This is a genomic window from Klebsiella sp. GN_Kp190 (genome assembly GCF_040061795.1).
GTDB lineage: Bacteria > Pseudomonadota > Gammaproteobacteria > Enterobacterales > Enterobacteriaceae > Klebsiella > Klebsiella michiganensis.
Genome location: NZ_JBEAFN010000005.1, coordinates 154906 through 178377, shown reverse-complemented (window position 1 = coordinate 178377; position 23472 = coordinate 154906). Strand labels below are relative to the sequence as shown.

The 23472-nt window shown below is 56.4% G+C and carries 23 protein-coding genes and 1 pseudogene; 20 read left to right on the top strand and 4 right to left on the bottom strand.

Translation table 11 applies throughout. The annotated features are described in order from the left end of the window. Positions 1 to 257 precede the first annotated feature (257 nt). The 7 genes from epsC to ABLU67_RS02815 all read left to right on the top strand — a co-directional run bounded on the left by epsC (position 258) and on the right by ABLU67_RS02815 (position 6577). Positions 258 to 1214: a serine O-acetyltransferase EpsC gene (gene epsC, locus ABLU67_RS02845; protein WP_348852147.1), complete on the top strand. Its 957-nt coding sequence runs from the start codon at positions 258 to 260 to the stop codon at positions 1212 to 1214. 67 nt (positions 1215 to 1281) lie between these two features. Next, complete coding sequence (locus tag ABLU67_RS02840) at positions 1282 to 2187, top strand: cysteine synthase family protein (protein ID WP_064406557.1); 906 nt, start codon at positions 1282 to 1284, stop codon at positions 2185 to 2187. Continuing rightward, entirely contained in the window at positions 2180 to 2608 is a 429-nt protein-coding gene (locus ABLU67_RS02835; RefSeq protein ID WP_025107022.1) for a M67 family metallopeptidase, read from the top strand. The genes ABLU67_RS02840 and ABLU67_RS02835 overlap by 8 nt, the downstream gene beginning before the upstream one ends. 59 nt (positions 2609 to 2667) lie before the next feature. Then, positions 2668 to 2958, top strand: a complete 291-nt coding sequence (locus ABLU67_RS02830; protein WP_014229054.1) for a MoaD/ThiS family protein — start codon at positions 2668 to 2670, stop codon at positions 2956 to 2958. After that, positions 2955 to 4130, top strand: coding sequence for a molybdopterin-synthase adenylyltransferase MoeB (gene moeB, locus ABLU67_RS02825; RefSeq protein ID WP_224293035.1), 1176 nt, complete (start codon positions 2955 to 2957; stop codon positions 4128 to 4130). The genes ABLU67_RS02830 and moeB overlap by 4 nt, the downstream gene beginning before the upstream one ends. A 37-nt stretch (positions 4131 to 4167) precedes the next feature. Continuing rightward, entirely contained in the window at positions 4168 to 5112 is a 945-nt protein-coding gene (locus tag ABLU67_RS02820) for a family 2A encapsulin nanocompartment shell protein (RefSeq protein WP_048261881.1), read from the top strand. Then, the gene (locus ABLU67_RS02815) at positions 5099 to 6577 is read left to right on the top strand and encodes a cysteine desulfurase (RefSeq protein WP_038424375.1); all 1479 of its coding nucleotides are present in this window, start codon (positions 5099 to 5101) and stop codon (positions 6575 to 6577) included. Before ABLU67_RS02820 ends, ABLU67_RS02815 begins: the two co-directional genes overlap by 14 nt. Positions 6578 to 6769: 192 nt before the next feature. Here ABLU67_RS02815 and ABLU67_RS02810 read toward each other — a convergent pair whose 3' ends face one another. From ABLU67_RS02810 to ABLU67_RS02800, 3 genes are read right to left on the bottom strand one after another with little or no spacing between them, the layout of a single operon-like run. Beyond that, positions 6770 to 7636: an ABC transporter permease gene (locus ABLU67_RS02810; RefSeq protein WP_014229058.1), complete on the bottom strand. Its 867-nt coding sequence runs from the start codon at positions 7634 to 7636 to the stop codon at positions 6770 to 6772. Next, complete coding sequence (locus ABLU67_RS02805) at positions 7608 to 8450, bottom strand: ABC transporter ATP-binding protein (protein WP_048261885.1); 843 nt, start codon at positions 8448 to 8450, stop codon at positions 7608 to 7610. Before ABLU67_RS02805 ends, ABLU67_RS02810 begins: the two co-directional genes overlap by 29 nt. A gap of 21 nt (positions 8451 to 8471) precedes the next feature. After that, a complete protein-coding gene (locus ABLU67_RS02800; RefSeq protein ID WP_109240982.1) occupies positions 8472 to 9479 on the bottom strand; it encodes an ABC transporter substrate-binding protein in 1008 nt (335 codons plus the stop codon). A gap of 242 nt (positions 9480 to 9721) precedes the next feature. On the opposite strand from ABLU67_RS02800, the gene ABLU67_RS02795 reads away from it, so the two are divergent. The 6 genes from ABLU67_RS02795 to ABLU67_RS02770 all read left to right on the top strand — a co-directional run bounded on the left by ABLU67_RS02795 (position 9722) and on the right by ABLU67_RS02770 (position 15303). Beyond that, positions 9722 to 10744, top strand: a complete 1023-nt coding sequence (locus tag ABLU67_RS02795; RefSeq protein WP_102802780.1) for a malate/lactate/ureidoglycolate dehydrogenase — start codon at positions 9722 to 9724, stop codon at positions 10742 to 10744. Between the two features lie 250 nt (positions 10745 to 10994). After that, positions 10995 to 12008 (top strand): D-cysteine desulfhydrase, encoded by a 1014-nt coding sequence (locus tag ABLU67_RS02790; RefSeq protein WP_025107029.1) that lies wholly within the window; start codon positions 10995 to 10997, stop codon positions 12006 to 12008. Further along, on the top strand, positions 12005 to 12724 hold the full coding sequence (locus ABLU67_RS02785; protein WP_038424378.1) for an aspartate/glutamate racemase family protein: 720 nt from the start codon (positions 12005 to 12007) through the stop codon (positions 12722 to 12724). Before ABLU67_RS02790 ends, ABLU67_RS02785 begins: the two co-directional genes overlap by 4 nt. A 28-nt stretch (positions 12725 to 12752) precedes the next feature. Beyond that, on the top strand, positions 12753 to 13760 hold the full coding sequence (locus ABLU67_RS02780) for a glycine betaine ABC transporter substrate-binding protein (protein WP_014229064.1): 1008 nt from the start codon (positions 12753 to 12755) through the stop codon (positions 13758 to 13760). Next, on the top strand, positions 13757 to 14527 hold the full coding sequence (locus ABLU67_RS02775) for an ABC transporter permease (protein WP_064375455.1): 771 nt from the start codon (positions 13757 to 13759) through the stop codon (positions 14525 to 14527). Before ABLU67_RS02780 ends, ABLU67_RS02775 begins: the two co-directional genes overlap by 4 nt. Beyond that, the gene (locus tag ABLU67_RS02770) at positions 14527 to 15303 is read left to right on the top strand and encodes an ABC transporter ATP-binding protein (protein ID WP_038424380.1); all 777 of its coding nucleotides are present in this window, start codon (positions 14527 to 14529) and stop codon (positions 15301 to 15303) included. The genes ABLU67_RS02775 and ABLU67_RS02770 overlap by 1 nt, the downstream gene beginning before the upstream one ends. 277 nt (positions 15304 to 15580) lie before the next feature. Here the strand turns inward: ABLU67_RS02770 and ABLU67_RS02765 are convergent, their stop codons facing one another. After that, positions 15581 to 16144 (bottom strand): DJ-1/PfpI family protein, encoded by a 564-nt coding sequence (locus tag ABLU67_RS02765; RefSeq protein WP_025107032.1) that lies wholly within the window; start codon positions 16142 to 16144, stop codon positions 15581 to 15583. A 69-nt stretch (positions 16145 to 16213) separates the two neighbouring features. Between ABLU67_RS02765 and ABLU67_RS02760 the strand changes: the two are divergent. The 7 genes and pseudogenes from ABLU67_RS02760 to hcp all read left to right on the top strand — a co-directional run. Continuing rightward, a pseudogene (locus ABLU67_RS02760) lies at positions 16214 to 16366 on the top strand (NmrA family transcriptional regulator); the annotation flags it as partial. Positions 16367 to 16977: 611 nt separating this feature from the next. After that, a complete protein-coding gene (tssB, locus tag ABLU67_RS02755; protein ID WP_014229069.1) occupies positions 16978 to 17469 on the top strand; it encodes a type VI secretion system contractile sheath small subunit in 492 nt (163 codons plus the stop codon). 40 nt (positions 17470 to 17509) lie between these two features. Next, a complete protein-coding gene (tssC, locus tag ABLU67_RS02750; RefSeq protein WP_025108179.1) occupies positions 17510 to 19045 on the top strand; it encodes a type VI secretion system contractile sheath large subunit in 1536 nt (511 codons plus the stop codon). 13 nt (positions 19046 to 19058) lie between these two features. After that, a complete protein-coding gene (tssK, locus tag ABLU67_RS02745; protein WP_316534702.1) occupies positions 19059 to 20402 on the top strand; it encodes a type VI secretion system baseplate subunit TssK in 1344 nt (447 codons plus the stop codon). Then, entirely contained in the window at positions 20399 to 21064 is a 666-nt protein-coding gene (gene tssL / locus ABLU67_RS02740) for a type VI secretion system protein TssL, short form (protein WP_014229072.1), read from the top strand. Before tssK ends, tssL begins: the two co-directional genes overlap by 4 nt. After that, positions 21061 to 22749, top strand: coding sequence for an OmpA family protein (locus ABLU67_RS02735; protein ID WP_224385298.1), 1689 nt, complete (start codon positions 21061 to 21063; stop codon positions 22747 to 22749). Before tssL ends, ABLU67_RS02735 begins: the two co-directional genes overlap by 4 nt. A gap of 144 nt (positions 22750 to 22893) precedes the next feature. After that, positions 22894 to 23385 (top strand): type VI secretion system effector Hcp, encoded by a 492-nt coding sequence (hcp, locus tag ABLU67_RS02730; RefSeq protein ID WP_014229074.1) that lies wholly within the window; start codon positions 22894 to 22896, stop codon positions 23383 to 23385. Positions 23386 to 23472: the final 87 nt, after the last annotated feature.

The following is a 23472-nucleotide window of genomic DNA, read 5'->3' as shown; positions in this document are numbered from 1 at the left end:
TGAACGGTGGCGTTAATGACTCCATTTTTCACCCCGCCACATTTTCGTACCATCGCGAACGAGTCGCTCTGGCGAAGGAGGGACGCATCGATCGTATTCGCCGGGTACGGTTGATTGTCGAATGTGTTGATTTAAAAGTATTTACTCTTTTTAGCTATTCAAAGTCTATATGGTTATTTGTTTTTAATGTGGGTAATGCATAAAAGTGAGGTGACGCAAAAAAGATTTATCGATGCGATTTTAAGAAGGATATTATTATGCCGGAAGCGGGTGAATTGTATCTCATGCCGAAAAGAGAAAATAACTGGCATTTAAATAATGTCGTCGATGAACTCCGTCGCGTTCGTCAGGCGTGGCGCGATGAACATGCGAAAAATAATTATCGTAATAAACGTAGTTTACCTTCCCGGGAAAGCGTTAATTCAGTCACCGATACCTTGATAAAAGTGCTTTATCCGATGCGATTAGGTGATATTGAATTACGCAAAGAGGGCGAAGATTATTACGTCGGTCATTTGCTAGGCACCTCGCTAGACCGATTGACCGAAGAAGCGGTCCTGGAACTTTATTATCAGTCAGATGAGCAGGATGCGAGTCACACGCTGTCGCAGGAGGCGGTCAGGCGGGTTCAGCAGTTTGCCAACCGTTTGCCGGTCATCCGCCAGCGTCTCGATCGCGATATCCTCGCGGCGTATCAGGGAGATCCTTCCGCGCGCAGCATGGATGAGGTGCTGCTCTGCTATCCGGGAATTCACGCCGTTATGCACTATCGTCTTGCCCACGAGCTGCATCAGCTCGGTCTGCCTCTGCTGGCGCGAATGATATCTGAAAAAGCGCACAGCCAGATCGGAATAGATATTCATCCCGGCGCGCAGATTGATGACGGATTCTTTATCGATCACGGAACCGGCGTGGTGATTGGTGAAACGGCCATCGTCGGTAAACGCGTGCGTATTTACCAGGCGGTTACCCTTGGGGCCAAACGATTTATTGCCGGCGATGACGGGCAGTTGCAAAAAAACTATCCTCGCCATCCAATCATTGAAGATGATGTCGTTATTTACGCCGGCGCAACAATATTAGGGCGAATTACTATCGGCGCGCGTTCCAGCATTGGCGGAAATATATGGCTGACCCGTGATGTTCCGCCGGATAGTCATGTGCAGCAGGCCCGGGTACAGCAAAAACATTTCAGCGACGGTGACGGAATTTAATTCCGCCGATAATAAAATGAAATGACCAGCGCATCGGAATAAATAAAATAACAGCGTGATAATCATTATGAATTTACTTGAAACGATCGGCGCTACGCCGTTAATCACGTTACCCTCTTTTGCCGCCGAGCTACCTGGCGTAACGCTGCTGGCAAAAGCAGAGTTTATGAACCCCAGTGGCTCGGTGAAAGACCGCGCGGCGAAAGCGATGGTGCTGGACGGGATTGCTCGAGGGTTATTAACGCCGGGTAAAACGATTATTGATGCGACCAGCGGTAATACCGGCATTGCCTACGCGATGATTGGCGCGGCGCTGGGATATCACGTCCGGCTATATCTGCCGCAGAATACCAGCCCGGAGCGCAAACGTATTATTCGTCATTATGGCGCCACGATTGTGGAGACCGATCCGCTGGAAGGTTCTGACGGCGCCTATATTCAAGTTCAGGCACAAGTTGCTGCGCATCCGGAACGTTATTTTTATCCGGACCAATATAACAACCCCGTCAATCCGAATACGCATTTCGCAACGACCGGAAAAGAGATTTGGGAGCAGAGCGGGCAACAGATCACCCATTTTGTTGCCGGTATGGGCACCTCCGGCAGCTTCGTCGGCACCGCGCGGCGGCTTAAATATGAAAATCCGCGCGTGAAAACGCTCGCCGTACAGCCCGCTTCGCCATTCCACGGCATTGAAGGGACCAAGCATATGGGGAGCAGCATTAAACCTGGCATTCTCGACGAAACCCTGTTCGACGACGTTATTCCCGTCACCACCGAGGAGGCTTATGCGAGCACGCGGCGCCTCGCCCGGCGGGACGGCATTTTTGTCGGCATTTCCTCTGGCGCTAATGTCGCCGCCGCCGCGCGGCTGGCCCGCACGCTGCCGGCGGGATCGGTGGTGGTCACGCTGCTGTGTGATGTTGGCTCGCGTTATCTGACTGACGCTTTCTGGAATGAAACCCATGATTGAATTGACTCAAGAAATCACCAGGCTGATTGGCGCTGAAGGGGAAAAGGCCTATCCCAACGAATGCTGCGGTGCGCTCTTTGGCCACTTTTCCGCGCAGGGCGATGCCCGCGTGACGGCGATTTTCCCCATTGTTAATGCTCGCGAGTCGGAGGAGCAGTACCACCGTTTTGTCATCACCGCCGACGACTCCCTGCGGGCGGAACGCGCTGCGCTGGCTCAGGATGTGGACGTGATCGGCTATTACCATTCGCACCCCGATCACCCGGCCATTCCATCTGAATTTGATCGCGAACATGCGCTGCCGTTTTACGCCTATATCATCGTGGCGGTCGCGCAGCGCGAGGCGGGGGCACTGACCAGCTGGCGGCTGACCCAGGACCGCCAGCGCTTTTTGCAGGAGGATGTGCAGATCGTTTTATGACGTGAATAACGGGCACAACGTTGCCGGAAACCAGAACAAAACACGGAGAGATTACCACTATGGCATCGACATTACTGATTCCCACTGCGCTACGCGCCTTCACCGACGGTCAGGGGAAAGTGATCCTCGAAGGCCACACCGTTGGGCAGCTGGTCGCAGCGCTGGCGGAGCGATTTCCTGACATTCAGCCGCATCTGTATGACGATACGGGCGCGCTGCGCAGTTTCATCAATCTTTACGTGGGAGAGAACAACATTAAAACCACCGGCGGGCTGGAGACTCCGGTTAGCGATGGGGCGGAAGTGCTGCTGGTTCCCGCCATTGCCGGCGGCGTCGGGAAGGCGATATGAGCAGACCGAGCATTATCCCGGATGACCGTCTGACGGAGCTGACGCATGCGGAAATTGCCCGCTATAGCCGCCATCTGCTGCTGCCGGAAGTCGGGCTTGAGGGGCAAAAGCGGCTGAAGGCCGCCCGCATATTGCTTATCGGCACCGGCGGGTTGGGGGCGCCGGTGGCGCTTTATCTGGCTGCGGCGGGGGTCGGTAAGCTGGGGATTGTCGACTTTGATTTTGTCGACGTCTCCAACCTGCAAAGACAGATCATTCACAGCACCAAAGATATCAACCGACCCAAAGTGGCTTCGGCGAAAGACAAGATTAAAGCCATCAACCCCGAGATACAGGTGGTGACCTATAACACCACCCTGAGCAGCAAAAACGCGCTCGAAATTATTGGGGAATATGACCTCGTCGTCGACGGTACGGATAATTATCCCACCCGTTATCTGATCAACGACGCCTGCGTTTTGCTGGGTAAACCGCTGGTCTATGGCTCCATTTTTCAGTTCGAAGGGCAGGCCAGCGTCTTTTATGCCGGGGAAGGACCGTGCTACCGGTGTCTTTATCCCGAGCCCCCGCCGCCGGGGCTGGTACCTTCCTGTGCCGAAGGCGGCGTTGTCGGCGTGCTGCCGGGGATTATCGGCACCATTCAGGCGGCGGAAGCGATCAAACTAATCGTCGGCGGCAGCGAGAGCCTGATTGGCCGCCTGTTGCTCTTCGATGTGTGGCAGATGAAGCAACGCGAGCTGCGGCTGGAGAGGGCTCCCGACTGCCCGGTATGCGGTGAGCATCCCTCGATTCATGCGCTCATCGACTACGAGGAGTTTTGCGGGCTGAAACCTGATGAAGCAGAAGTTCCGGTTGAAAGCGTCACGGCGCTTGAGCTTCACGCCTGGATAGAGGAGGGAAGACCCCTGCAGCTGATCGACATTCGTGAACCCCACGAAAGGGCGATTGCAAAATTTCCGCAGGCAAAGGTGATACCGCTGGGCCAGATAGTCAGACGTATCGGTGAATTCGACCCGACGGTCGATGCGGTATTTCTGTGCAAGATAGGGCAGCGCAGTATTTTCGCCATTCGGGCACTCCAGCGCGCAGGTTATCAGGGGCGCGTGATGAATTTAAAAGATGGCCTAAACGCCTGGGCACGGGATGTCGATACCCGTTTGCCGCAGTACTAACCTTCAGCTCCACTCTTTCAAACACTAAGGAATCATTATGGCAGAACAAAAAGGCATTAATGCACTGGGGCGTGAAGCCGCGTATCAGTTAGCGAACGTGACCAAAACGGCACCGCAATTTGCGGCAATCACCCCGCGCTGGGTCAGCCGTTTTCTCGATTATAAGGGCCTGGAATCGGGAATTTACCGGGTGAACAAGGTCGTGGAGGGGGAGACGCCGCTGGATGTATTATGCAGCCAGGATCCGTCGCGCATTGAAATACCCCAGGGCTATATCGAGTATCAGACCACGCCGCGTGAATACCAGCTGGATTCGATTACGACCATTATAAACGTCGATACCAAAATCGCCGATCTCTACAGCTCGCCCTACGACCAGGCCTCAGAGCAAATCGCGCTGGCGATTGAAAGCCTGCGCGAGCGCCAGGAAAGTCAGCTGATCAATAATGATGAATATGGATTGCTGAAAAATATCGACGACTCGCAGCGTATTCAGACCCGCAATGGCCGTCCAACGCCGGATGACCTGGATGAGCTGTTGTCCAAAGTCTGGAAGGAGCCCTCCTTCTTTCTGGCCCATCCGCGCGCGATTGCCGCATTTCAGCGTGAGGCCACGCGACGTGGCGTGCCGCCGGTCACCGTGAATTTGCATGGGGGCACGTTTATCCTGTGGCGCGGTATTCCGCTGATCCCTTCCGACAAGCTGTTTGTCGATGGTCTGAAAAACCCGAAAGGCCAGGGCGGAAAAACCAATATCCTGTTGATTCGTTCCGGTGAAAGCAAACGCGGCGTGCTGGGACTTTATCAGGAAGGGCTGCCAAACGAACAGTCTCGCGGTTTGTCGGTGCGCTTCCGGGGGATCGACGATAACGGCGTGGCATCCTATTTACTCTCACTTTATTGCTCCGCTGCGATCCTGGCCGATGACGCCATTGCCGTGCTGGAGGATGTTGAAGTGGGTGAATATTATGACTACGAGTAATTTATTCACGCTTCCCTATGCGCCCGGCGGATGGGCGGGCGACGCGCCCTCCGCGCGTGATTATGGTCTGCCCGACGCGCGCGATCTGCAGGGGCTGCCTGACGACGCGCCCACACGCCCGCGTGCGACCGAAGCGGCTTACGCGCCGCGGGTGCTGCCATTGGGCCAGGAGAGCAGGGCGGATATCGCGCCTCGCGGATTCGCGCCGTTACCCCCTTCCAGCGTAAAAACGGCGCCGCCGGCGCGGGTTGGACAGATCCCGGTGGAACGCATCCGCGCTGATTTCCCGATCCTTAGCGAACAGGTGGACGGACATCCGCTGGTGTGGCTGGATAATGCCGCGACGACCCAGCGCCCGAAGCAGGTTATCGATCGTATCAGCCACTATTATTTACATGAGAATTCGAACGTTCATCGGGCAGCGCATACGCTTGCCGCTCGTTCCACCGATGCTTATGAAGCCGCGCGTGAGAAAGTGTCGCGCTTTATCGGCGCCCGCGGCCCGGAAAATATCATCTTCGTGCGCGGTACCACGGAAGGGCTCAATCTGATAGCGCACAGCTACGTGAAGCCGCTATTACGACCGGGGGATGAAATTATCCTGACGTTGCTTGAGCATCACGCCAATATTGTGCCGTGGCAGCTTATTGCCCAGGAAACGGGCGCGACGATCCGCGTTGCGCCGGTTGATGAGCACGGTCAACTGATCGTTGAGGAATATATCCGGTTGTTCAACGATAAAACCCGCTTTGTCTCCGCGACCCACGTTTCTAACGCGCTGGGTACCGTCACGCCGGTTCAGGAGCTGGTGCAGATCGCCCATCGTTTTGGGGTGCGCATTGCCATCGACGGCGCGCAGTCTATTTCGCATATCCCGACCAACGTGACGGCGCTGGATGCCGATTTCTTCGTCTTCTCCGGGCATAAAATTTTTGGGCCGACCGGGATCGGCGTGGTCTATGGCAAGCAGGAGGTGCTGGAAGAGGCGCGCCCTTATCAGGGCGGCGGGAATATGATTGCCGACGTGACCTTTGAACTGACGCGCTATCAGCCCTCGCCGAATAAGTTTGAGGCGGGGACGGGCAATATAGCTGATGCCGTCGGGCTGGGGGCGGCTATCGATTATGTCACCTCGCTGGGGATAGAAAACATTGCGCAGTACGAGCACGCCTTACTGGAGTATGGCATCGAGAAGCTGTCGGCTATTCCGGGCCTGACGCTGGTCGGTACCGCGGCGAACAAAACCAGCGTCTTATCTTTCGTGCTGGCGGGTCATGAAAATGCAGCCGTGGGGCGCTATCTCAGTCAGGTCGGCATTGCCGTGCGATCCGGACATCACTGCGCGCAACCGATCCTGCGCCATTTTGGTTATGAGAGTACCGTCCGACCTTCGCTGGCCTTTTATAATACGCCGCAGGAAATTGATTTTCTCGCAGAGCATGTCGCAAGGTTTGCTTCGCGGTAGCGGTGTCAAGCACGCCAGGGATGGACCATGACGACAATCCCACAAGCCCGCTGATTTCCCCGCGGGCTTTTATCATATCGTGGTAAGGATAAGGCGCGTTGCCGCGACTTCGGCAACACGGCGAGCCAGCCTGAAAGGCGCCAGCGGACGTTTTAATGGGGGGGCGCAGTAGCTGCCTGAATGAATGTGGGGTTAACGCTGCATCCCCCAGCGCTTAATTGTGATCTTTTCCAGACTGGCGAATACGATGCCTTCCACCAGCAGACCAATCGCGATGACCGTTAACAGCCCTGCAAATACCCGGTCGGTGAACAGCTCATTGCGATTCTGGAATATATACCAGCCCAGCCCCCCTTCGCCGCTGGAGGCGCCGAATACCAGTTCGGCGGCAATCAGCGTTCGCCAGGCGAAAGCCCAGCCTATTTTCAAACCGGAAAGGATGGCGGGCAACGATGCCGGAATAAGAATCGTGATCACATAGCGTGGCCCACGCAGGCCATAGTTGCGCCCGGCCATGCGCAGCGTTTCCGGCACGCTGCTAAATCCGGACCAGGTATTCAGAGCGATGGGCCACATGACGGAATGTATCAGTACAAATATCAGGCTGGCATTTCCCAGACCAAACCACAGCAGAGCCAGCGGCAGCAGCGCAATTGCCGGCAGTGGATTGAGCATCGCGGTTAATGTGCTGAGCAGATCGCGACCAAACTGCGTGGTCACTGCCAGGGCGCTGGCAATCAGCGCCAGCGCGCTGCCGGCCAGATATCCTTTCAGCAGGGTACTGAGTGAATTGACGATTTTTTCCGGCAGTTCGCCATTGCGCAGGTCTTCACTGAACGCCTGCAGCGTCTGAAATACCCCGGGCAGCATCAGATCGTTTTGCTGTATTCGCGCGGCGATCTCCCATAGCGCCAGCACCAGGGCGACAATCACAGACTTACGCAGCCATGCCTGATTCCACAGGCGCTGGCTTAAGGGTAGCGGCGTTTCCACCGGCAGATTACGTAGCGGCGGTAATTCGCGTTCGAATTCAGGACGAATGTACGGTGGCTGGGACATACGCTGGCTCCTCGCCGGATGAGTGAGACGGACCGTTGCCGGTCGTCGGGAATAACAGATGGTGAATATGACGAGCCGCGTGTTGAAACGCCTCGCTGCCGAAATCATTAAGCGTGAACTGATGACAATTAAGCTCTGCCCGGACGCGCCCTGGATGCGGCGAAAGCACCAGAATACGGCTGCCCACGACCAGCGCCTCTTCAATCGAGTGGGTGACGAAAAGCAGCGTAAAGCGCTCTTCTTCCCAGAGCGTCAGCAACTCTTCCTGCATCGTGCGCCGCGTCAGCGCATCCAGGGCGGCGAAGGGTTCGTCCATCAGCAGGATGCGCGGTTTCATCGCCAGCGCACGGGCGATGGCGACGCGCTGCTTCATGCCGCCGGAGAGCGTGTGGGGCATCGCGTCAGCAAATTCCGCCAGACCGACTTTGTGAAGGAAATGCAGCGCCGTCTCTTTTGCCTGTGAACGGCTGGCTTTGCGGCTGGCGAGCAGAGGAAACATGACGTTTTCCAGCACCGTTTTCCACGGCGGCAGCTGGTCGAACTCCTGGAATACCATCATGCGGTCCGGAGCGGGGGCGCTAACTGGCGTCCCTGCAAGCGAAATTTGACCGCTGCGCGGGGCAATAAAACCGCCTGCGGCTTTCAACAGGCTCGATTTTCCGCAGCCTGAGGGGCCAAGCAGAATAAAGCGGTCCCCAGGCCAGACATCAAAACTGACATCGTGCGTCGCGCGTACCCGGCGTTCACGCGTGCGGTATTCAATATCGACATGGCTGACCTGCAGCAGCGGGCCATCAATTTGCTGATTGACCATCATAGCCTCCAGTATCGCGGTTTAGCTGCCGGGGTTTTCCCATGCTTCGTTAAAAAAATAATCTTTCCACGAGTCGGCCTTATTTTTCAGTATTCCAAGCTCATGGAGTTTTTCGGCATATACGCCAGTACGTTCAGGGGAAACCGTAAAGCTTATTTCGGGATCGTTAACAATTTTTTGTACCAGCGGTAAAGGCAGCCGCGATTTCTCAACGCGAATGTAAGTTTCGGCAGCGGCATTTTTGTCACGGTTAATAATACTTGCGGCTTCGCTGAGCGCGCGATAAAACGCTTTATAGGTTCTGGGGTTTTCATCATGGAATTTCTGGGTGGTATAGAGAACATTAAAGGTTGCCTGTCCCCCCAGTACGTCATAGGAGCTGAGCACTTTATGCACGTTTTTATGTTCCAGCGCCTGATACTGGAAGGGCGGGCTTGAGAAGTGGGTGGTAATCTCCGAGCCGCCGGCAATTAATGCCGCGCTGGCGTCCGGATGCGGTAAACTGACGCTAATTTTATCAAAGCGTTTGAAGTCCCCGTCACCATATAATTTCGCGGTCTCGATTTGTAATGTCCGAGACTGAAAACCGACGCCTGCTGCCGGTACGGCGATCCGATCTTTTGCGGACAGATCTTTAATGCTTTTTACCGCCGGATTATTACTCAACAAATAATTGGGCATCGACCCCAGCGAGGCAATCGCTTTCACATTTTGCTTACCTTTGGTGCGATCCCATAGGGTGAGTACGGGAGGAACCCCCGCTGACGCAACGTCCAGAGCGCCAGAGAGCAGGGCCTCATTCATCCCGGTCACTCCGGAAATGGTGCGCCACTCTACTTTTATATCCAGCCCCTCTTTCTGACCCTCTTTTTCGATAAGCCGTTGGTCACGTACCACATCAAGAATTAAATAGCCGATGCCAAATTGCTGCGCGATACTAATGTTTCCTTCCGCTAATGCCGGCTGGCTTATCCCGCCCAGGGCGGAAAGCGCCAGCGTACAGGCGAGTATTCTGCTTGTTTTATTCATTTCAGTTTCCCAGAAAGGTGTTTCTCAGCCAAAAATCATGGGCAGAGGCGAGCGGGAAAGGAAGTGATTTAAATGAAAATGAATATCAGAGAAATGAATAACGATATTTGTGGCTTGTTATTTACCAGGCGGAAAAGCTTAGTCATTATTCATGTTTAGGTCATAAATATATTCTCAGTATAGTCGGGTTCATCTTTTAAATAGCCCTTATCAATGTAGGGGCAGTCATTGCGAGCCTCATCATGCCTTTATTTTCGGATCATTATTTACGTTCGCTTTTGCAGCGCCATCTGGTAAGGGTTGGCACCGAACCTGATATCGCTCAAAAGGTCGCGGATAACCTGGTCGAAGCCTCACTAAAAGGCCACGACTCTCATGGCGTGACCTTGTTACCGCGCTATATTCGGGCCATTCTGGCAGGGGATTTGAACCCTGGCGCCACGCTCACCATGTTGTCTGATGCCGGACCGATCGTCTCTTTTGATGGGGGGCACGGCTTCGGCCAGGCGTTGGGCGAACAGGCTATGGCCGTGGGTATTGAGCGTGCGCGCGAGTTTGGGGTGGCAATCATCGGATTGTCTAATACCCACCATCTTGGACGAATCGGCGCATGGGCGGAACAGGCGGCGGACGCCGGACTAGTCTCGCTCCATTTTGCCAACGTGGCAGCGCCGTCGGTCGTACTGCCTTTCGATGGACTCGGTGCCCGACTCGGCACAAATCCTTTTTGTGTCGGGGTACCGCTCGCGAACCGGCCCCCGGTTATCCTTGACTTCGCAACCAGCGCCATAGCAGGCAATAAAGCGCGCATTGCATGGAATGAAGGGCGAGCCATCCCTGAAGGATGTGCGGTAGATGCGAACGGACAACCCACCACCGACCCTGCGGTATTAATGACGGAACCGTTCGGTGCCTTGCTGCCTTTTGGCGGGCATAAAGGCGCAGGATTGTCGCTGATTTGTAGTCTACTCGGCGCTGCGCTGACCGGCGGCGAAACCGAAAGCCAGCAAATTCCGCCACGTGCCGGAATCATCAACAATATGCTGTCGATTTTATTTGATCCTGCGCGACTGGGGGCGCAGGAGAGTTACCAGCAGGCGCTATTAGCGCAGGTGGACTGGGTGCGTAGCGGGCAGGAAGGGCGCAATGTGCAGATCCCCGGAGAGCCGGAATTGCGAGCGTATACCCGCCGTCGGCAAGAGGGTATCTGGATCGATGAGGTGAGCTGGCAGGCGTTTGTCGCCCTGGAAGCATTAAATACCTGAGGTTGTCTGCCTGGTTAAATACGTCTTTGGGTTATCTGTTCGAAGCGTTGGTATTATGTCCGGTTAATTAGTGCTGATGAACAAAATAAATAAAAGCACTATTTTATCTTTTTTTCTCATAACCATAGCTGAAAAACTTGGTAAGTCATCAGTGAGAAAATAAATATAGTCATACTTAATATTGTATGAACCTTTTATCCTCGCGGCAAAATTTTAATTTGCTGCGTAGTCATTTTTTACAGGAGTTATTATGCATCTGGCGCGTTTCCCCCGGCTTCATTTTGGCCACTTCCCGACCCCTCTGGAGCCTCTCACGCAGCTTTCACGCTTGCTGGAGGGGCCAAATATCTGGATAAAACGAGACGATTGCACAGGCCTCGCCACTGGCGGTAATAAAACCCGCAAACTTGAGTTTTTGCTGGGCGATGCCCAGGCAAAACAGGCGGATATTATCATTACCCAGGGCGCCACGCAGTCTAACCATGTGCGTCAGACCGTCGCGGCGGCAGCCAGACTGGGTCTGGAAACGCATATTTTTCTCGAACAACGCGTCACGACGCTGGGTGATGAGTATCAGCAATCCGGCAATGTGCTGCTGGACGGTTTACTCGGGGGCAAAATTATCGCTCATCTTCCCGGCGGTACGGATATGCAGCAGGCAATGGAACAACACGCGGAAAGCCTGCGAGCCAGGGGCCACACCCCTTATGTCATCCCCGGTGGAGGCTCGAACGCTATCGGCGCGCTGGGCTACGTCTCCTGCGCGGAAGAACTGCTTTGGCAGTCCAGCCAGCTACGGCTGCGCATCGATCATATCGTTCATGCCACCGGTAGCGCAGGTACACAGGCTGGCCTGATTACGGGCTTAACTGCCACGCACAGCGGTATTCCTCTCCTCGGGATTAGCGTCCGCGCTCCGCGCGAAAAACAGGAACACAACGTCTGGCGTCTGGCGCAGCAGACGCGGGAACTGCTCGGTGTACCGGGTGAATTGCCGCGTGAGGCGGTGGTGGCGAACAGTGATTATGTCGGCGAAGGCTATGGCTTGCCCACCGAAGGGATGCTTGAGGCGCTGCAGTTGCTGGCGCAGCACGAGGGGATTCTGCTCGACCCCGTCTATTCCGGAAAAGGCATGGCCGGATTGATTGATCTGATCCGTAAAGGTCATTTCCGCAGGGATGAGAATGTGGTGTTTATCCATACGGGGGGAAGCGCAGGTCTGTTTGGCTACCGTCAGGTCATCGCCGATTCTTTGCCATCATGAGTACACCATTTCTGCTGGGAATTCTTGGCGGCATGGGGCCGCTGGCGACGCTGGATCTGATGCATAAATTGCTGCGGGCAACGCCCGCCAGCAGCGACCAACAGCAAATTCCCCATGTGGTATGGAATGTGCCGCAAATTGCGGATCGCCAGCGGGCGCTGGCGGGAACGGGGCCATCCCCGCTGCCGCAGTTGTTGTACGGTGTGGAACAGCTGAACCGCGTGGGCGTCAGTCATATTGCCATTGCTTGTAATACGGCGCACCACTGGTATGAGGCGCTGGCGCAGCATAGCGACGCACCGTTGCTGCATATTGTGGACGCCACGCTGGCGGTATTCGACGGGAAAGAGAAACCCCGGCGGGTCGGGATTATCGCTACCCAGGGCACGCTGGATGCCGGTTGGTTTCAGCACGGATTTACCGCGATGGGGATCGAAAGCGTACAGCCAACGCAAGAAGAACTGCGGCAGTGGTTTGTGCCGGGATGCTATGCGGTAAAACGCGGCGAACTGCGTACCGGCGGAGAACTGCTGAGTCTACAGGCCCAGGCATTGCGCGATCGTGGCGCAGAGCGGCTGGTGCTGGCCTGTACAGAAGTGCCGATTGCGCTGGCTGAGGTGACCTCACCGCATCTGGCCGTGTCAATTGATCCCGCAGAAGCGCTCGCCCGGCAGTGTGCCCGGCTATGGCTGGCGCAACGCGAGACATGGCATTAAAAACGTTGTTATTTAAAGGATAAATTAAATGAATAAAAGTCTCTGTGTCTTACTTGCAGCGGGTGGCCTGTGGGTTAATAGCAGCTTTGCCGAAACGCCAGCGGAAGTTCGGGTGGCATATAGCGGCGGTTCTCAGGTGCTGATGCTGGCTAAGGCCGATGGTTCTTTGGATAAGGCACTCAACAGCAAGGTGAAATGGGTGCAATTTGCGTCCGGTGCTGATGCGTTAAATTACTTTGCCAGCAATGCGATTGATATTGCTAATTTTGGATCCAGCCCGGCAACGGCAGGCATTGTCAGAAAACTGCCGGTGGAAATTATCGGCGTCTCTGGCGTGATTGCCAGCTACGAGCGTTTAATTGGTAAAGACGGTATTGCCAGCATTAAAGATATTGAGGGTAAACGCGTAGCCTATCCGCCAAACTCGACGGCGCAATATGCGCTTGAGGCCGCTATCAGCGTTAACCATCTCGACCGCAGTAAAATAACGTTATTGCCGCTGCGTCCGGCGGAAATGGTCGCAGCCTGGAAACGCGGTGATATCGACGCGGGCTATGTCTGGGCGCCGTTTGCTCAGGAACTGGAGACTTCTGGCGGGCATCAGGTGTTCGCAACCAAAGATCTGCAAAAAGATGGCTACCTGATTTATAACAACTACGTTGTGCGTAAAGCTTTTGCTGAGCAGTATCCGCAAACCGTCAGCGCGTTCCTGCGTGTTCATCAGCAAAAAGTCGATGAGTTTAAGAAAGACCCGGAGCGCGCGGCGGCCATTGTTGCGAAAGAGGTGGGCGCGCCGGTGACGACCGCCGTCAATACGTTGGGTGGGCTGGAATATCCCACGCTGAGCCAGCAGGGTACGGCGCAATGGTTGGGGAACGGTACGCAAACCACCGACAGCGGGATTGGGAAAGCGCTGACCAAAACCTCTCACTTCCTTGCTGATATCGGTGAGATTCGCCAACGTGATATCCCGGCCAGCTGGGACAGCGCCATTAACTCCCGTTATATCCGTGACGCAGCGGTAGCCGCGCAATGAGATTGAGTTATCACATTGCCATCAGCGTCGTTTCGGTCACTGTTTTCTTTATCGTCTGGCAGGTGGCGGCCTCGCGGCAATGGGTTGATCCGCTGCTGCTGCCATCGCTAACGGATATAGGCCTGACGACCGAAGAGTTGCTGGCGGATGGTTATCGTCAGGTGCCGCTGTGGGAGCATGTTGCCGTCAGCCTGGCACGTGCGTTAAGCGCTTTTTCTGTGGCAATCATCATCGGTATTCCCCTGGGATTATTGATGGGGCTGTCGGAAGGTCTGGCGGCGGTGCTGAATCCGTTTGTGCAGTTTTTGCGCCCGCTACCCAAAATTGCCCTTATTCCGCTGGCGGTCGTCTGGTTGGGGATTGGTGAGGCCTCGAAGTTCTTTCTCATCTTTATTGCCACTTTCCTTAGCGTGGTGGTGGGGGCATCTGCTGCGGTAGAGCGTATTGGTCGTTCGCGCATTCGTGTGGCGCAAACGCTTGGTGCTTCACGCAAACAGATCTTTCTGCGCGTGGTGTTACCGGATACGTTACCGGAACTGTTCACCACCGTCAGGCTGTCGATTGGCATTGGCTGGACGTCGCTTATCGCGGCGGAGATGGTTGCTGCCAGTTCGGGGCTGGGTTGGATGGTCATTAACGCCAGTTCCTATTTACGCACCGATATCGTCATGCTTGGCATTTTGCTACTGGGTGGCATTGGCTACGTGCTGGATTTACTGCTGCTGGGGCTGCAGCGCCTGTTTGTACCCTGGGCGGGGAAAGAATAATGAGTGCTATCACGCTGGAAAACGTATCGCTCGCTTTTGCGGCGAAGCCACAGCCGTTCACGGTGCTGGAAGATATCAGCCTGTCGCTCCACAAAGGAGAATTTGTGGTGCTCCTGGGGCCTTCCGGCTGCGGTAAGTCCACTATTCTTAACCTGGTCGCCGGGTTTAACAAACCGGATCGGGGGCGGGTGGTGGCGGGGGGGAAACCGGTCCGCCAGCCGGGGCCGGATCGCGGAATGATCTTCCAGCAGCCTAACCTTTTTCCGTGGCTATCGGTACTGGAAAACGTCACCTTTGGTCCTCGGCTGGGTAAGCACCGCAAAGATGAAATTAACGCCCGTGCGATGGAATGGCTTGGACTCGTTGGCCTACAAGGCTTTGAGCACCATTCGCCCTGGCAGCTTTCAGGCGGCATGAAACAGCGGGTAGCGTTGGCGCGCGCCTGGCTACCCGGCCCGGATGTGCTGTTACTGGATGAACCCTTCGGCGCGCTCGATGCGCAAACCCGTCTGATGATGCAGGAACTGCTGCGTGAGGCCTGGCTTAATACCGGCACCACTCTGCTTTTTGTCACTCACGACGTGGAAGAGGCGCTATTCCTCGCCGATCGCATTCTGATTATGTCAGCAAACCCAGGAAAAATTGTTGAGGAGATCGCCCTGCCTTTTGGCCGGGAACGTGATATCGAGAATCTGTCTGAACACCCGGATTACAGTGGGATCAAACATCATGTACTGCACCGGGTGCGTAAGGAGGCTAAACGCCATTTAGGTTGAAAACGGCTGCAGCAGCAAAGGGGTTATTTCCGAACTTATCATATCGTGGTTCCCGGTTGTTCTGGTTATATCGAATGACCAGACGGGCAGCGATCGCGTCTGGCCCTGCTTCGGCGAAAGTCTGCACCGTCTCCCCCAAAAGCTGAGCTTACAGCATTGCCGATAATCTTTTTTAACTGCCATTAAAACCGATGCTGGCGCGATTTTTAGCGCCAGCATCGCCTTCAGACGGTAATCCCCGATGATCCGTTCCGGCCTTTTATATTTGTCAGGTTTGCTACTGCAACAATTCGGCAAATTTCGCCAGCCATTGCGGATGAGCGGGCCAGGCGGGGGCGGTCACCAGATTGCCATCCACATGCGCCTGATCGATACCGATGTCGGCAAAATGTCCGCCGCTGAGCCGCACTTCCGGCGCGCAGGCCGGATAGGCGCTGCAGGTGCGGCCTTTTAATACCCCCGCAGCAGCCAACAGCTGGGGGCCGTGGCAAACGGCAGCAATAGGTTTACGCGCCGCGTCAAATGCCTGCACCAGTTTAAGCACTTCCGCATTCAGGCGCAGATATTCTGGCGCCCGGCCGCCGGGGATTAATAGTGCGTCGTAATCCTGTTCTTTCACCGTTGTAAAATCGGCGTTGAGAACAAAGCGGTGCCCGGGTTTCTCGCTGTAGGTCTGGGCGCCGTCAAAATCATGGATCGCGGTCATAATGAAGTCGCCTTTTGTTTTATCTGGACAGACCGCATCAACCTGATGACCGATCATTTGTAATGCCTGAAACGGCACCATAGTTTCGTAATCTTCGGCGTAATCGCCCACCAGCATCAGAATCTTTTTGCCCATCTTATTCACTCCTGTATGAAGAAAGGTGTCTAAGATATAGCCTGGCGGGAGAGGGAATGCGAACCTGGGGATGATGGACGGCTGGTGGGACGTGCCGATCTGGCGGCGATGCGGCAAATGACTCCTCCGCTGCAATCCATTGAGTCCTGGCTGGCGGGAACAGGGCGCGTCGCTTTCGAACGGGCGCTGGCAATCTCTGCCGGCCGGGCCTTTAAGCGGTAAACCCGCTTTACCCGGCGCCAGGCAGGAATTAATGAGCGAGAGGCATTATTGTAAGCTCTGTTTTAATATATCCGCTGAATGAAATGCCGCTATTTCTTTTTCGCTCAACGCGAATCTATATGTTGTCCGGTTTAACCATCGATACCGGATATCTGACAAGTATTATTTGTAAGTTTTATATTAATCTTGTCAGCCATTAATTATAACCATATCCATGCCCATAGCTGGGCTTTTTCATGGTCGGTAAACGATAAAAAATAATTTATTTCTTACGCCCACTGTTTGTGTTCTTTTCAGTATCCGGAATGACAAGTGTTTACCTGCATATTGATTTGCATCAATCAACTCTGTGTATTCAGATATGAATTTAATTCATATTGCTGCATGAGGTATACATTCTGCCTTTATTGTAAGCAAATGGTTGTTATTACATACCGGCTTTGTTTGTCTCATGCGTTTCATTTTTACATTTGCCTTAAGATGCCTGAGGAAAGTCTTATAATGGACTTTGCAACCGGCTGGTTGATATTTTTTGGCGCTTTGCTCTACTATGTCCGGGTCATCACACACCGTTATCTTTAACACATTATTCCTCACGGGAAGGGACCGCTATGGCTGATACGTTCCAGAATGAGGTGCCCAAGGCACGCATTAATTTAAAGCTGGCTCTGCACACAGGAGGCGCGCAGAAGAAAGTCGAGCTGCCGCTGAAACTCCTCACCATCGGTGATTTCAGTAATGGCAAAGAAGACCGGCCATTATCGGAAAGAGCAAAAATCAACGTCAATAAAAATAACTTCAACAGCGTACTTTCGGAATTCAGCCCGGAAATCAGCCTCACGGTACAGAACACGCTGGCCGGCGATAGCGCCGAAGAAAATATTCAGCTCCGCTTCGCCGATATGAAAGATTTCGAACCGGAGCAGGTGGCCCGCCAGATTCCCCAGCTCCGCGCCATGCTGGCGATGCGTAATTTGTTACGCGACCTCAAATCCAACCTGCTTGATAACGCCACTTTCAGAAAAGAGCTTGAGAAAATCCTGAAAGACCCGGCGCTGACGCAGGAATTACGCGACGAAATGAGCGCGCTGGCCCCGAAATAAACGGCGTGCGTTATTTAATGGATTAACCGGGAATATGCTGATGTCTGTAAATACTGAAACCGCCCCCGCGCAGGGGCAGACCGCTGTACTGGAAAAAGAGAGCGTTTACGCCTCCCTGTTTGACAAAATCAACCTGACCCCGGCGTCCCGCCTGGGCGATATTAACGACTTTCTGGATGATGCCGCGCTGTCCGACGCCCCGGCGGGCGAACGACTGACGGCGGCGATGCAGGTATTTATGGACTGCATCCGTCAGTCCGGAAAGACCGTGGAGAAGCTCGACAAGACCCTGATTGACCACCATATCGCGGAGCTGGATTATCAAATCAGCCGCCAGCTGGACGCGGTGATGCACCATCCTGAGTTCCAGAAGGTGGAATCCCTGTGGCGCGGCCTGAAGCAGCTGGTGGACAGCACCGACTACCGCCAGAACGTCAAAACCGAAATTCTGGACGTCTCCAAAGACGATCTGCGCCAGGACTTCGAAGACGCGCCGGAGCTGATTCAGAGCGGCCTCTACTGGCACACCTACACCGCCGAGTACGACACCCCGGGCGGCGAGCCGATTGGCTCGGTGATCTCCGCGTATGAGTTCGACGCCAGCCCGCAGGACGTGGCGCTGCTGCGCAACATCTCCGGCGTCTCCGCCGCGGCCCATATGCCGTTTATCGGCGCCGTGGGTCCGGCCTTCTTTCTGAAAGAGTCCATGGAAGAGGTTGCCGCCATCAAGGATATCGGCAACTACTTCGACCGCGCCGAGTACATCAAATGGAAATCCTTCCGCGACACCGACGACGCGCGCTATATCGGGCTGGTGATGCCGCGCGTGCTGGGCCGCCTGCCGTATGGACCGGACACCGTGCCGGTGCGCAGCTTCAACTACGTCGAGCAGGTGAAAGGCCCGGACCACGAGAAATACCTGTGGACCAGCGCCTCGTTCTCCTTCGCGTCCAACATGGTGAAAAGCTTTATTAATAACGGCTGGTGCGTGCAGATCCGTGGCCCGCAGGCGGGCGGAGCGGTGAAAGATCTGCCGATCCACCTCTACGATCTGGGCACAGGCAACCAGGTGAAGATCCCGTCGGAGGTGATGATCCCGGAAACCCGCGAGTTTGAGTTCGCCAGCCTCGGCTTTATCCCGCTGTCGTACTACAAAAACCGCGACTACGCCTGCTTCTTCTCGGCCAACTCGGCCCAGAAGCCGGCGCTGTACGACACCGCCGACGCCACCGCCAACAGCCGCATCAACGCGCGCCTGCCGTATATCTTTCTGCTGTCGCGCATTGCGCACTACCTGAAGCTCGTTCAGCGTGAAAACATCGGCACCACCAAGGATCGCCGCCTGCTGGAGCTGGAGCTCAACACCTGGGTGCGCGGTCTGGTGACGGAGATGACCGACCCGGGCGACGAGCTGCAGGCCTCACACCCGCTGCGCGACGCGAAGGTGGTGGTGGAAGATATCGAGGACAATCCGGGCTTCTTCCGGGTGAAGCTGTACGCGGTGCCGCACTTCCAGGTGGAAGGTATGGACGTGAACCTGTCTCTGGTTTCTCAGATGCCGAAAGCGAAAGCGTAAGGCGGGGGCAGGGATGAAAACAGTACGACCGCTGTGGGGGCGGGGCCAGATGGTTTCCCCTCAACATTTTCAGCAGGAGGCCGCGCAAGCGGCCTGGCACACCGAGTGTGTCGCCCGACTGGGAGTAATACATCCCTGGGGGGTTGCGCGGACGGCTTTTGACGCCGCGCTGCTGAAGCAGGGGAAACTGAAGGCCGACCACCTGTGCGTACGTTTCGCCGACGGAACGCTCACTGATAGCGATAACGCCGATGCGTTGCCGCCCGTGATGACCTTACCGGAAACAGAAAGCCACGAACTGACGGTGGTTTTGGCGCTGCCCCATGAGTATGAAAACGGCGGCAACTGCCTGCAACCGGAGCAGAAAGCGGAGCGTCCTGTGCGCTGGCGTCTGGCCTGGCGGGAGGTGCGTAACCGCTATGGGGATGACAGCCGCCAGATTGCGGTAATGCAGCCGGAGCTGACGCTGCGTACAGAGGATAACGACAACGGCAATTACCAGACCGTCGCCGTGGCCCGTCTTAAGCGCGACAGCCAGGGAGACTGGTCGCAGGACGCGTCGTTTATCCCGCCGCTGCTGAACGTGCAGGCCAGCCGCTGGCTAACGGAGCAGACCGAATATCTGACGGGTCAGCTACGTGCGCGCCTGCAGCGCCTGATGTCTATGCGCCGGGAGAGCAACGAACGGATGGCCGACTTCGCGGTGGCGGACGTGTCGCTGTTCTGGCTGCTGAATGCGCTCAACAGCGCGGAGCCGGTGCTGAGCCATTTTGTGCGCTATCCGCAGGTGCACCCGGAGCGGCTTTATCAGGCGCTGGCCGGTCTTGCAGGCAGCCTGCTGACGTTTTCTCTTGATCACACCACCGCCGATATTCCGGCCTATCGTCATGAGCAGCTAACGGCGGTCTTCCCGCCGTTGTTTGACCTACTGGGTGTGCTGCTGGAAGCCAGCCTGCCATCCCGGGTCGTGGCGATTGACATGGTCCGCGATGAGCGGCGCAAGCGCTGGCACGCCCGTCTCCACGATCCGAGACTGCGTGAAGAGGCGGATTTTTATCTCTCGGTACGCTCGCCGCTGCCGGTAGCGCAACTGCTGGAGCAGTTTCCGCTTCAGTGCAAAGCGGGTAGCCCGGATGAAGTCGACAGGGTGGTCAACGGTTCGCAGCCCGGCATTCCTTTGCGCGCGATGAGCCACGTCCCTGCGGCTATCCCGCTGCGCCTGGAAAACCAGTATTTCACCCTTGATATGACCCATCCGGCGGCGCGGGCGATGCTGCTGGAAGGCAGTTGTGTCTTTTACGTCCCCGGTCTGCTGGGCGATCCGGAACTTGAACTGTTTGCGGTGCTGCGCTCATGAAACAGGACATAAATATCGACGCCCTGATGGCGGACGCGTGGCTGACGGTGACGGAACTGCGGTTCGGCGCAAGACTGGCCGACGGGGAGGGCGACCGCCTGTGGCGACATTGTGTAGATCATATTGAACAGGTGATGGCGAAGCTTGAGGCTGCGGACGTCAGCGAGGCGAGCCGTCGGCATATTCTCTACGCCTGGTGTGCGCTGCTGGATGAGACCGCCAAAGGACGCGAAGGCGAGGATGATGCCTGCATCGTCTGGTATGACCGTCCGCTGCAGGCGAAATACTTTGGTGCTCTGGACGCCGGAGACGCGTTGTATGAACGGATGCGTCAGGTTCTGCGCGAGCCCGCGCCGGATATGGCGGTGCTGACCTGTTTCCACCGGGTGCTGATGCTTGGCTTTAAAGGGTGTTATGCCCTGAATGAGCCGGCACGTGACCAGCTTGTTCGGGTACTGACCGAGCGCGTGCCGCCGTTTGAAACGGACCAGAGCCGTCCCGTACTGGCGGGTATCTCCGGGCGCAGCGGCCTGGCGGACGGGTTACGTCGCTGGCCGGTTTGCATCGGGCTGTCGCTGGTAGCGATCGCCGCGCTGTGGTGGGGTCTGAACCACTGGCTTGATTCCCTGATTGCAACCCTGCTGCCGGGGGCCGGGAAATGAACGTGCGCTATTTGCGCCTGTTATGGCTCTGGGGCGGGATCCTGGCGCTGCTGCTCTGCCTGCTGTTTCTGCCGCTGGCCTCCGGCGGGCGGATTCTGGCCGCTGCGCTGATACTGGCCGCCGTTATCGCCGGGCTGATTTTCGCCGGGCGCAGGCGGGAAGATCCGCTGGTAGATAACGCCTGGCTGGATGAGATACCGGACGCGCCGTATCGCCTGCCGGTGGTGCTGGTCTGCGGCGATATCGCCGGGTGGCCGGAGAGCGGGCCAGTTTACCGCACGGCACGGGGCTGCTGGTTAAACGTCCCGACGGCTGAACTGCAGCAGACGGTACGTATTCTTCTGTGGAAACGCCCGGACCTCGTATCGCAGCTGGCGGTGATGGTCAGCGTCTGTCCGCAGCTGCATCGTGATGAGGCGGCGCTGGCGGCCGGGCTTTATGAGCTGCGCTGGCAGCTGAGCCAGGTGCGGAGCGATTGCCGCCGGGCGGTGCCTTTACTGTTGAACAGTAAGGTGGCGGGGGCGTCTGTTCCACAACCGCTGTGGCAGACAGCGCAGGCCGGGGAGGCCATGCAGGTATGGCTGGCGGACGATGTGCCGTGCAGCACCGGGACATGGCTGGCGCAAAAGGACGGGACGGACCGCCTGGCTGCGCAGGTGAGGATGAATACGCTGGTTCGCCTGACTGAACAAACAATGATGGCCGCGCTGACGGCGGCGTCGGACGATATGCCTCCGGCGGACCCGGCGATGGTGGTATATCACATGACGCCTTCGGGGGCGCCGGTTCTGGCTGATAGCCTGTGGCAGCGCTGGTTGTCTCAACATACTGCCCTGAATTCGCTGCCCGGCTGGCAGCCCGAACCCTCATCAGCGGATGTCACGCTGCCGAATTTTATTCTGCCGCTGTTGCCACTGGGCGCCGGCGTGACGCCGCTCAGCAGAACTTTACGGCGGGCATTCTTCCTGTTCACCCTTGCCGCCATCATCGCACTGTGCGCCAGCGCGTGGAACAACCGCCAGCTGCTGCAGCGGGTGGGGTTCGATATTCAGCATTACGCGCAGATAGCGATGGATGACTACGCCCCGAAAGCCCGCGCCGTGCAGATCCTGCGCGGGGATGCGCTGCAGCTGGATCGGTGGGCGCGCCACGGTGAACCGCTGCAAATGGGGCTCGGCCTGTATCACGGGGAGCATTTGCGCATGCCGGTGCTGGACGCCATTCGTTCCTATGTCCCGCCGCCTCCGCCACTGAAGCCTGCCGAGAAAACCGCGCCGAAAATCATCCGCCTCGACAGCATGTCGCTGTTCGACACCGGCAGGTGGGTGCTGAAGCCCGGCTCGACAAAGCTGCTGGTGAACTCGCTGGTCGGCATTAAAGCGAAGCCCGGCTGGCTGATTGTGGTGGCGGGCCATACCGACAGCACCGGCGACGATAAATCCAACCAGATACTTTCGCTTAAGCGTGCCGAATCGGTGCGCGACTGGATGCGCGACACCGGCGACGTGCCGGAGAGCTGTTTTGCGGTGCAGGGCTACGGCGAGAGCCGACCCGTTGCCCCCAACGACACGGCCGAAGGCCGGGCGCTGAACCGCCGTGTCGAAATCAGTCTGGTGCCGCAGGCGAATGCCTGCCAGCCACCGGGCATGACCCCCGCGCCATCGCAGGATGATGGCGCTTTTTAAAATGATACACACAGTCATTCGGGCTGCCTCGCGGCGGCAACTGAATGCGTCCCCGGGAGCATAGTTCACTATGTGAACGGGGCAAATGAAGGCAGCCAACAAAGAGGCAGCCTGAAGGACGACGTGTATAAATGGAGAAGTAATATGGCAATACCAGTCTATCTGTGGCTGAAGGACGACGGCGGCGCGGACATCAAAGGTTCCGTGGACGTGAAGGACCGCGAGGGCAGCATCGAGGTGGTGGCGCAGGAGCATAACCTGTACATCCCGACCGATAACAACACCGGGAAGCTGACCGGCACGCGAATCCACACGCCGTTCCTGTTCACCAAGGAAATCGACGCCTCCAGCCCGTACCTGTACAAGGCGGTGACCACCGGCCAGACGCTGAAGTCGGCTGAATTCCGCTGGTACAAAATCAACGACGCCGGTCAGGAAGTGGAGTACTTCAACACGAAGCTTGAGAACGTGAAGGTGGTGAAGGTCAACCCGCTGATGCACGACGTCAAGGACCCGTCCTACGAGAAGCATAACCACCTCGAGCAGATTGAGCTGCGTTACGAAAAAATCACCTGGACCTACAAGGACGGCAACATCATTCATTCCGACAGCTGGAACGAACGCGCCACCGCCTGATGACTCGCCATATTTCACGCTGTAGCGCCGTTGGCTGCGTTCGCTTGCCGTCTTGCTACAGCGCGAACTATTTAGAGTCATCCCCTG

Excerpts from the sequence above, each read along its gene's own strand:
- tssK (WP_316534702.1), top strand. The coding sequence starts at position 19,059 with ATGAAAACAGTACGACCGCTGTGGGGGCGGGGCCAGATGGTTTCCCCT.
- ABLU67_RS02835 (WP_025107022.1), top strand. The coding sequence starts at position 2,180 with ATGATTGAATTGACTCAAGAAATCACCAGGCTGATTGGCGCTGAAGGG.
- tssC (WP_025108179.1), top strand. The coding sequence starts at position 17,510 with ATGTCTGTAAATACTGAAACCGCCCCCGCGCAGGGGCAGACCGCTGTA.
- ABLU67_RS02830 (WP_014229054.1), top strand. The coding sequence starts at position 2,668 with ATGGCATCGACATTACTGATTCCCACTGCGCTACGCGCCTTCACCGAC.
- tssL (WP_014229072.1), top strand. The coding sequence starts at position 20,399 with ATGAAACAGGACATAAATATCGACGCCCTGATGGCGGACGCGTGGCTG.
- ABLU67_RS02810 (WP_014229058.1), bottom strand. The coding sequence starts at position 7,636 with ATGTCCCAGCCACCGTACATTCGTCCTGAATTCGAACGCGAATTACCG.
- ABLU67_RS02790 (WP_025107029.1), top strand. The coding sequence starts at position 10,995 with ATGCATCTGGCGCGTTTCCCCCGGCTTCATTTTGGCCACTTCCCGACC.
- ABLU67_RS02780 (WP_014229064.1), top strand. The coding sequence starts at position 12,753 with ATGAATAAAAGTCTCTGTGTCTTACTTGCAGCGGGTGGCCTGTGGGTT.
- ABLU67_RS02840 (WP_064406557.1), top strand. The coding sequence starts at position 1,282 with ATGAATTTACTTGAAACGATCGGCGCTACGCCGTTAATCACGTTACCC.
- ABLU67_RS02795 (WP_102802780.1), top strand. The coding sequence starts at position 9,722 with ATGCCTTTATTTTCGGATCATTATTTACGTTCGCTTTTGCAGCGCCAT.
- ABLU67_RS02815 (WP_038424375.1), top strand. The coding sequence starts at position 5,099 with ATGACTACGAGTAATTTATTCACGCTTCCCTATGCGCCCGGCGGATGG.
- ABLU67_RS02765 (WP_025107032.1), bottom strand. The coding sequence starts at position 16,144 with ATGGGCAAAAAGATTCTGATGCTGGTGGGCGATTACGCCGAAGATTAC.
- ABLU67_RS02805 (WP_048261885.1), bottom strand. The coding sequence starts at position 8,450 with ATGGTCAATCAGCAAATTGATGGCCCGCTGCTGCAGGTCAGCCATGTC.
- ABLU67_RS02775 (WP_064375455.1), top strand. The coding sequence starts at position 13,757 with ATGAGATTGAGTTATCACATTGCCATCAGCGTCGTTTCGGTCACTGTT.
- ABLU67_RS02770 (WP_038424380.1), top strand. The coding sequence starts at position 14,527 with ATGAGTGCTATCACGCTGGAAAACGTATCGCTCGCTTTTGCGGCGAAG.
- hcp (WP_014229074.1), top strand. The coding sequence starts at position 22,894 with ATGGCAATACCAGTCTATCTGTGGCTGAAGGACGACGGCGGCGCGGAC.
- tssB (WP_014229069.1), top strand. The coding sequence starts at position 16,978 with ATGGCTGATACGTTCCAGAATGAGGTGCCCAAGGCACGCATTAATTTA.
- moeB (WP_224293035.1), top strand. The coding sequence starts at position 2,955 with ATGAGCAGACCGAGCATTATCCCGGATGACCGTCTGACGGAGCTGACG.
- ABLU67_RS02735 (WP_224385298.1), top strand. The coding sequence starts at position 21,061 with ATGAACGTGCGCTATTTGCGCCTGTTATGGCTCTGGGGCGGGATCCTG.
- ABLU67_RS02820 (WP_048261881.1), top strand. The coding sequence starts at position 4,168 with ATGGCAGAACAAAAAGGCATTAATGCACTGGGGCGTGAAGCCGCGTAT.
- ABLU67_RS02785 (WP_038424378.1), top strand. The coding sequence starts at position 12,005 with ATGAGTACACCATTTCTGCTGGGAATTCTTGGCGGCATGGGGCCGCTG.
- epsC (WP_348852147.1), top strand. The coding sequence starts at position 258 with ATGCCGGAAGCGGGTGAATTGTATCTCATGCCGAAAAGAGAAAATAAC.
- ABLU67_RS02800 (WP_109240982.1), bottom strand. The coding sequence starts at position 9,479 with ATGAATAAAACAAGCAGAATACTCGCCTGTACGCTGGCGCTTTCCGCC.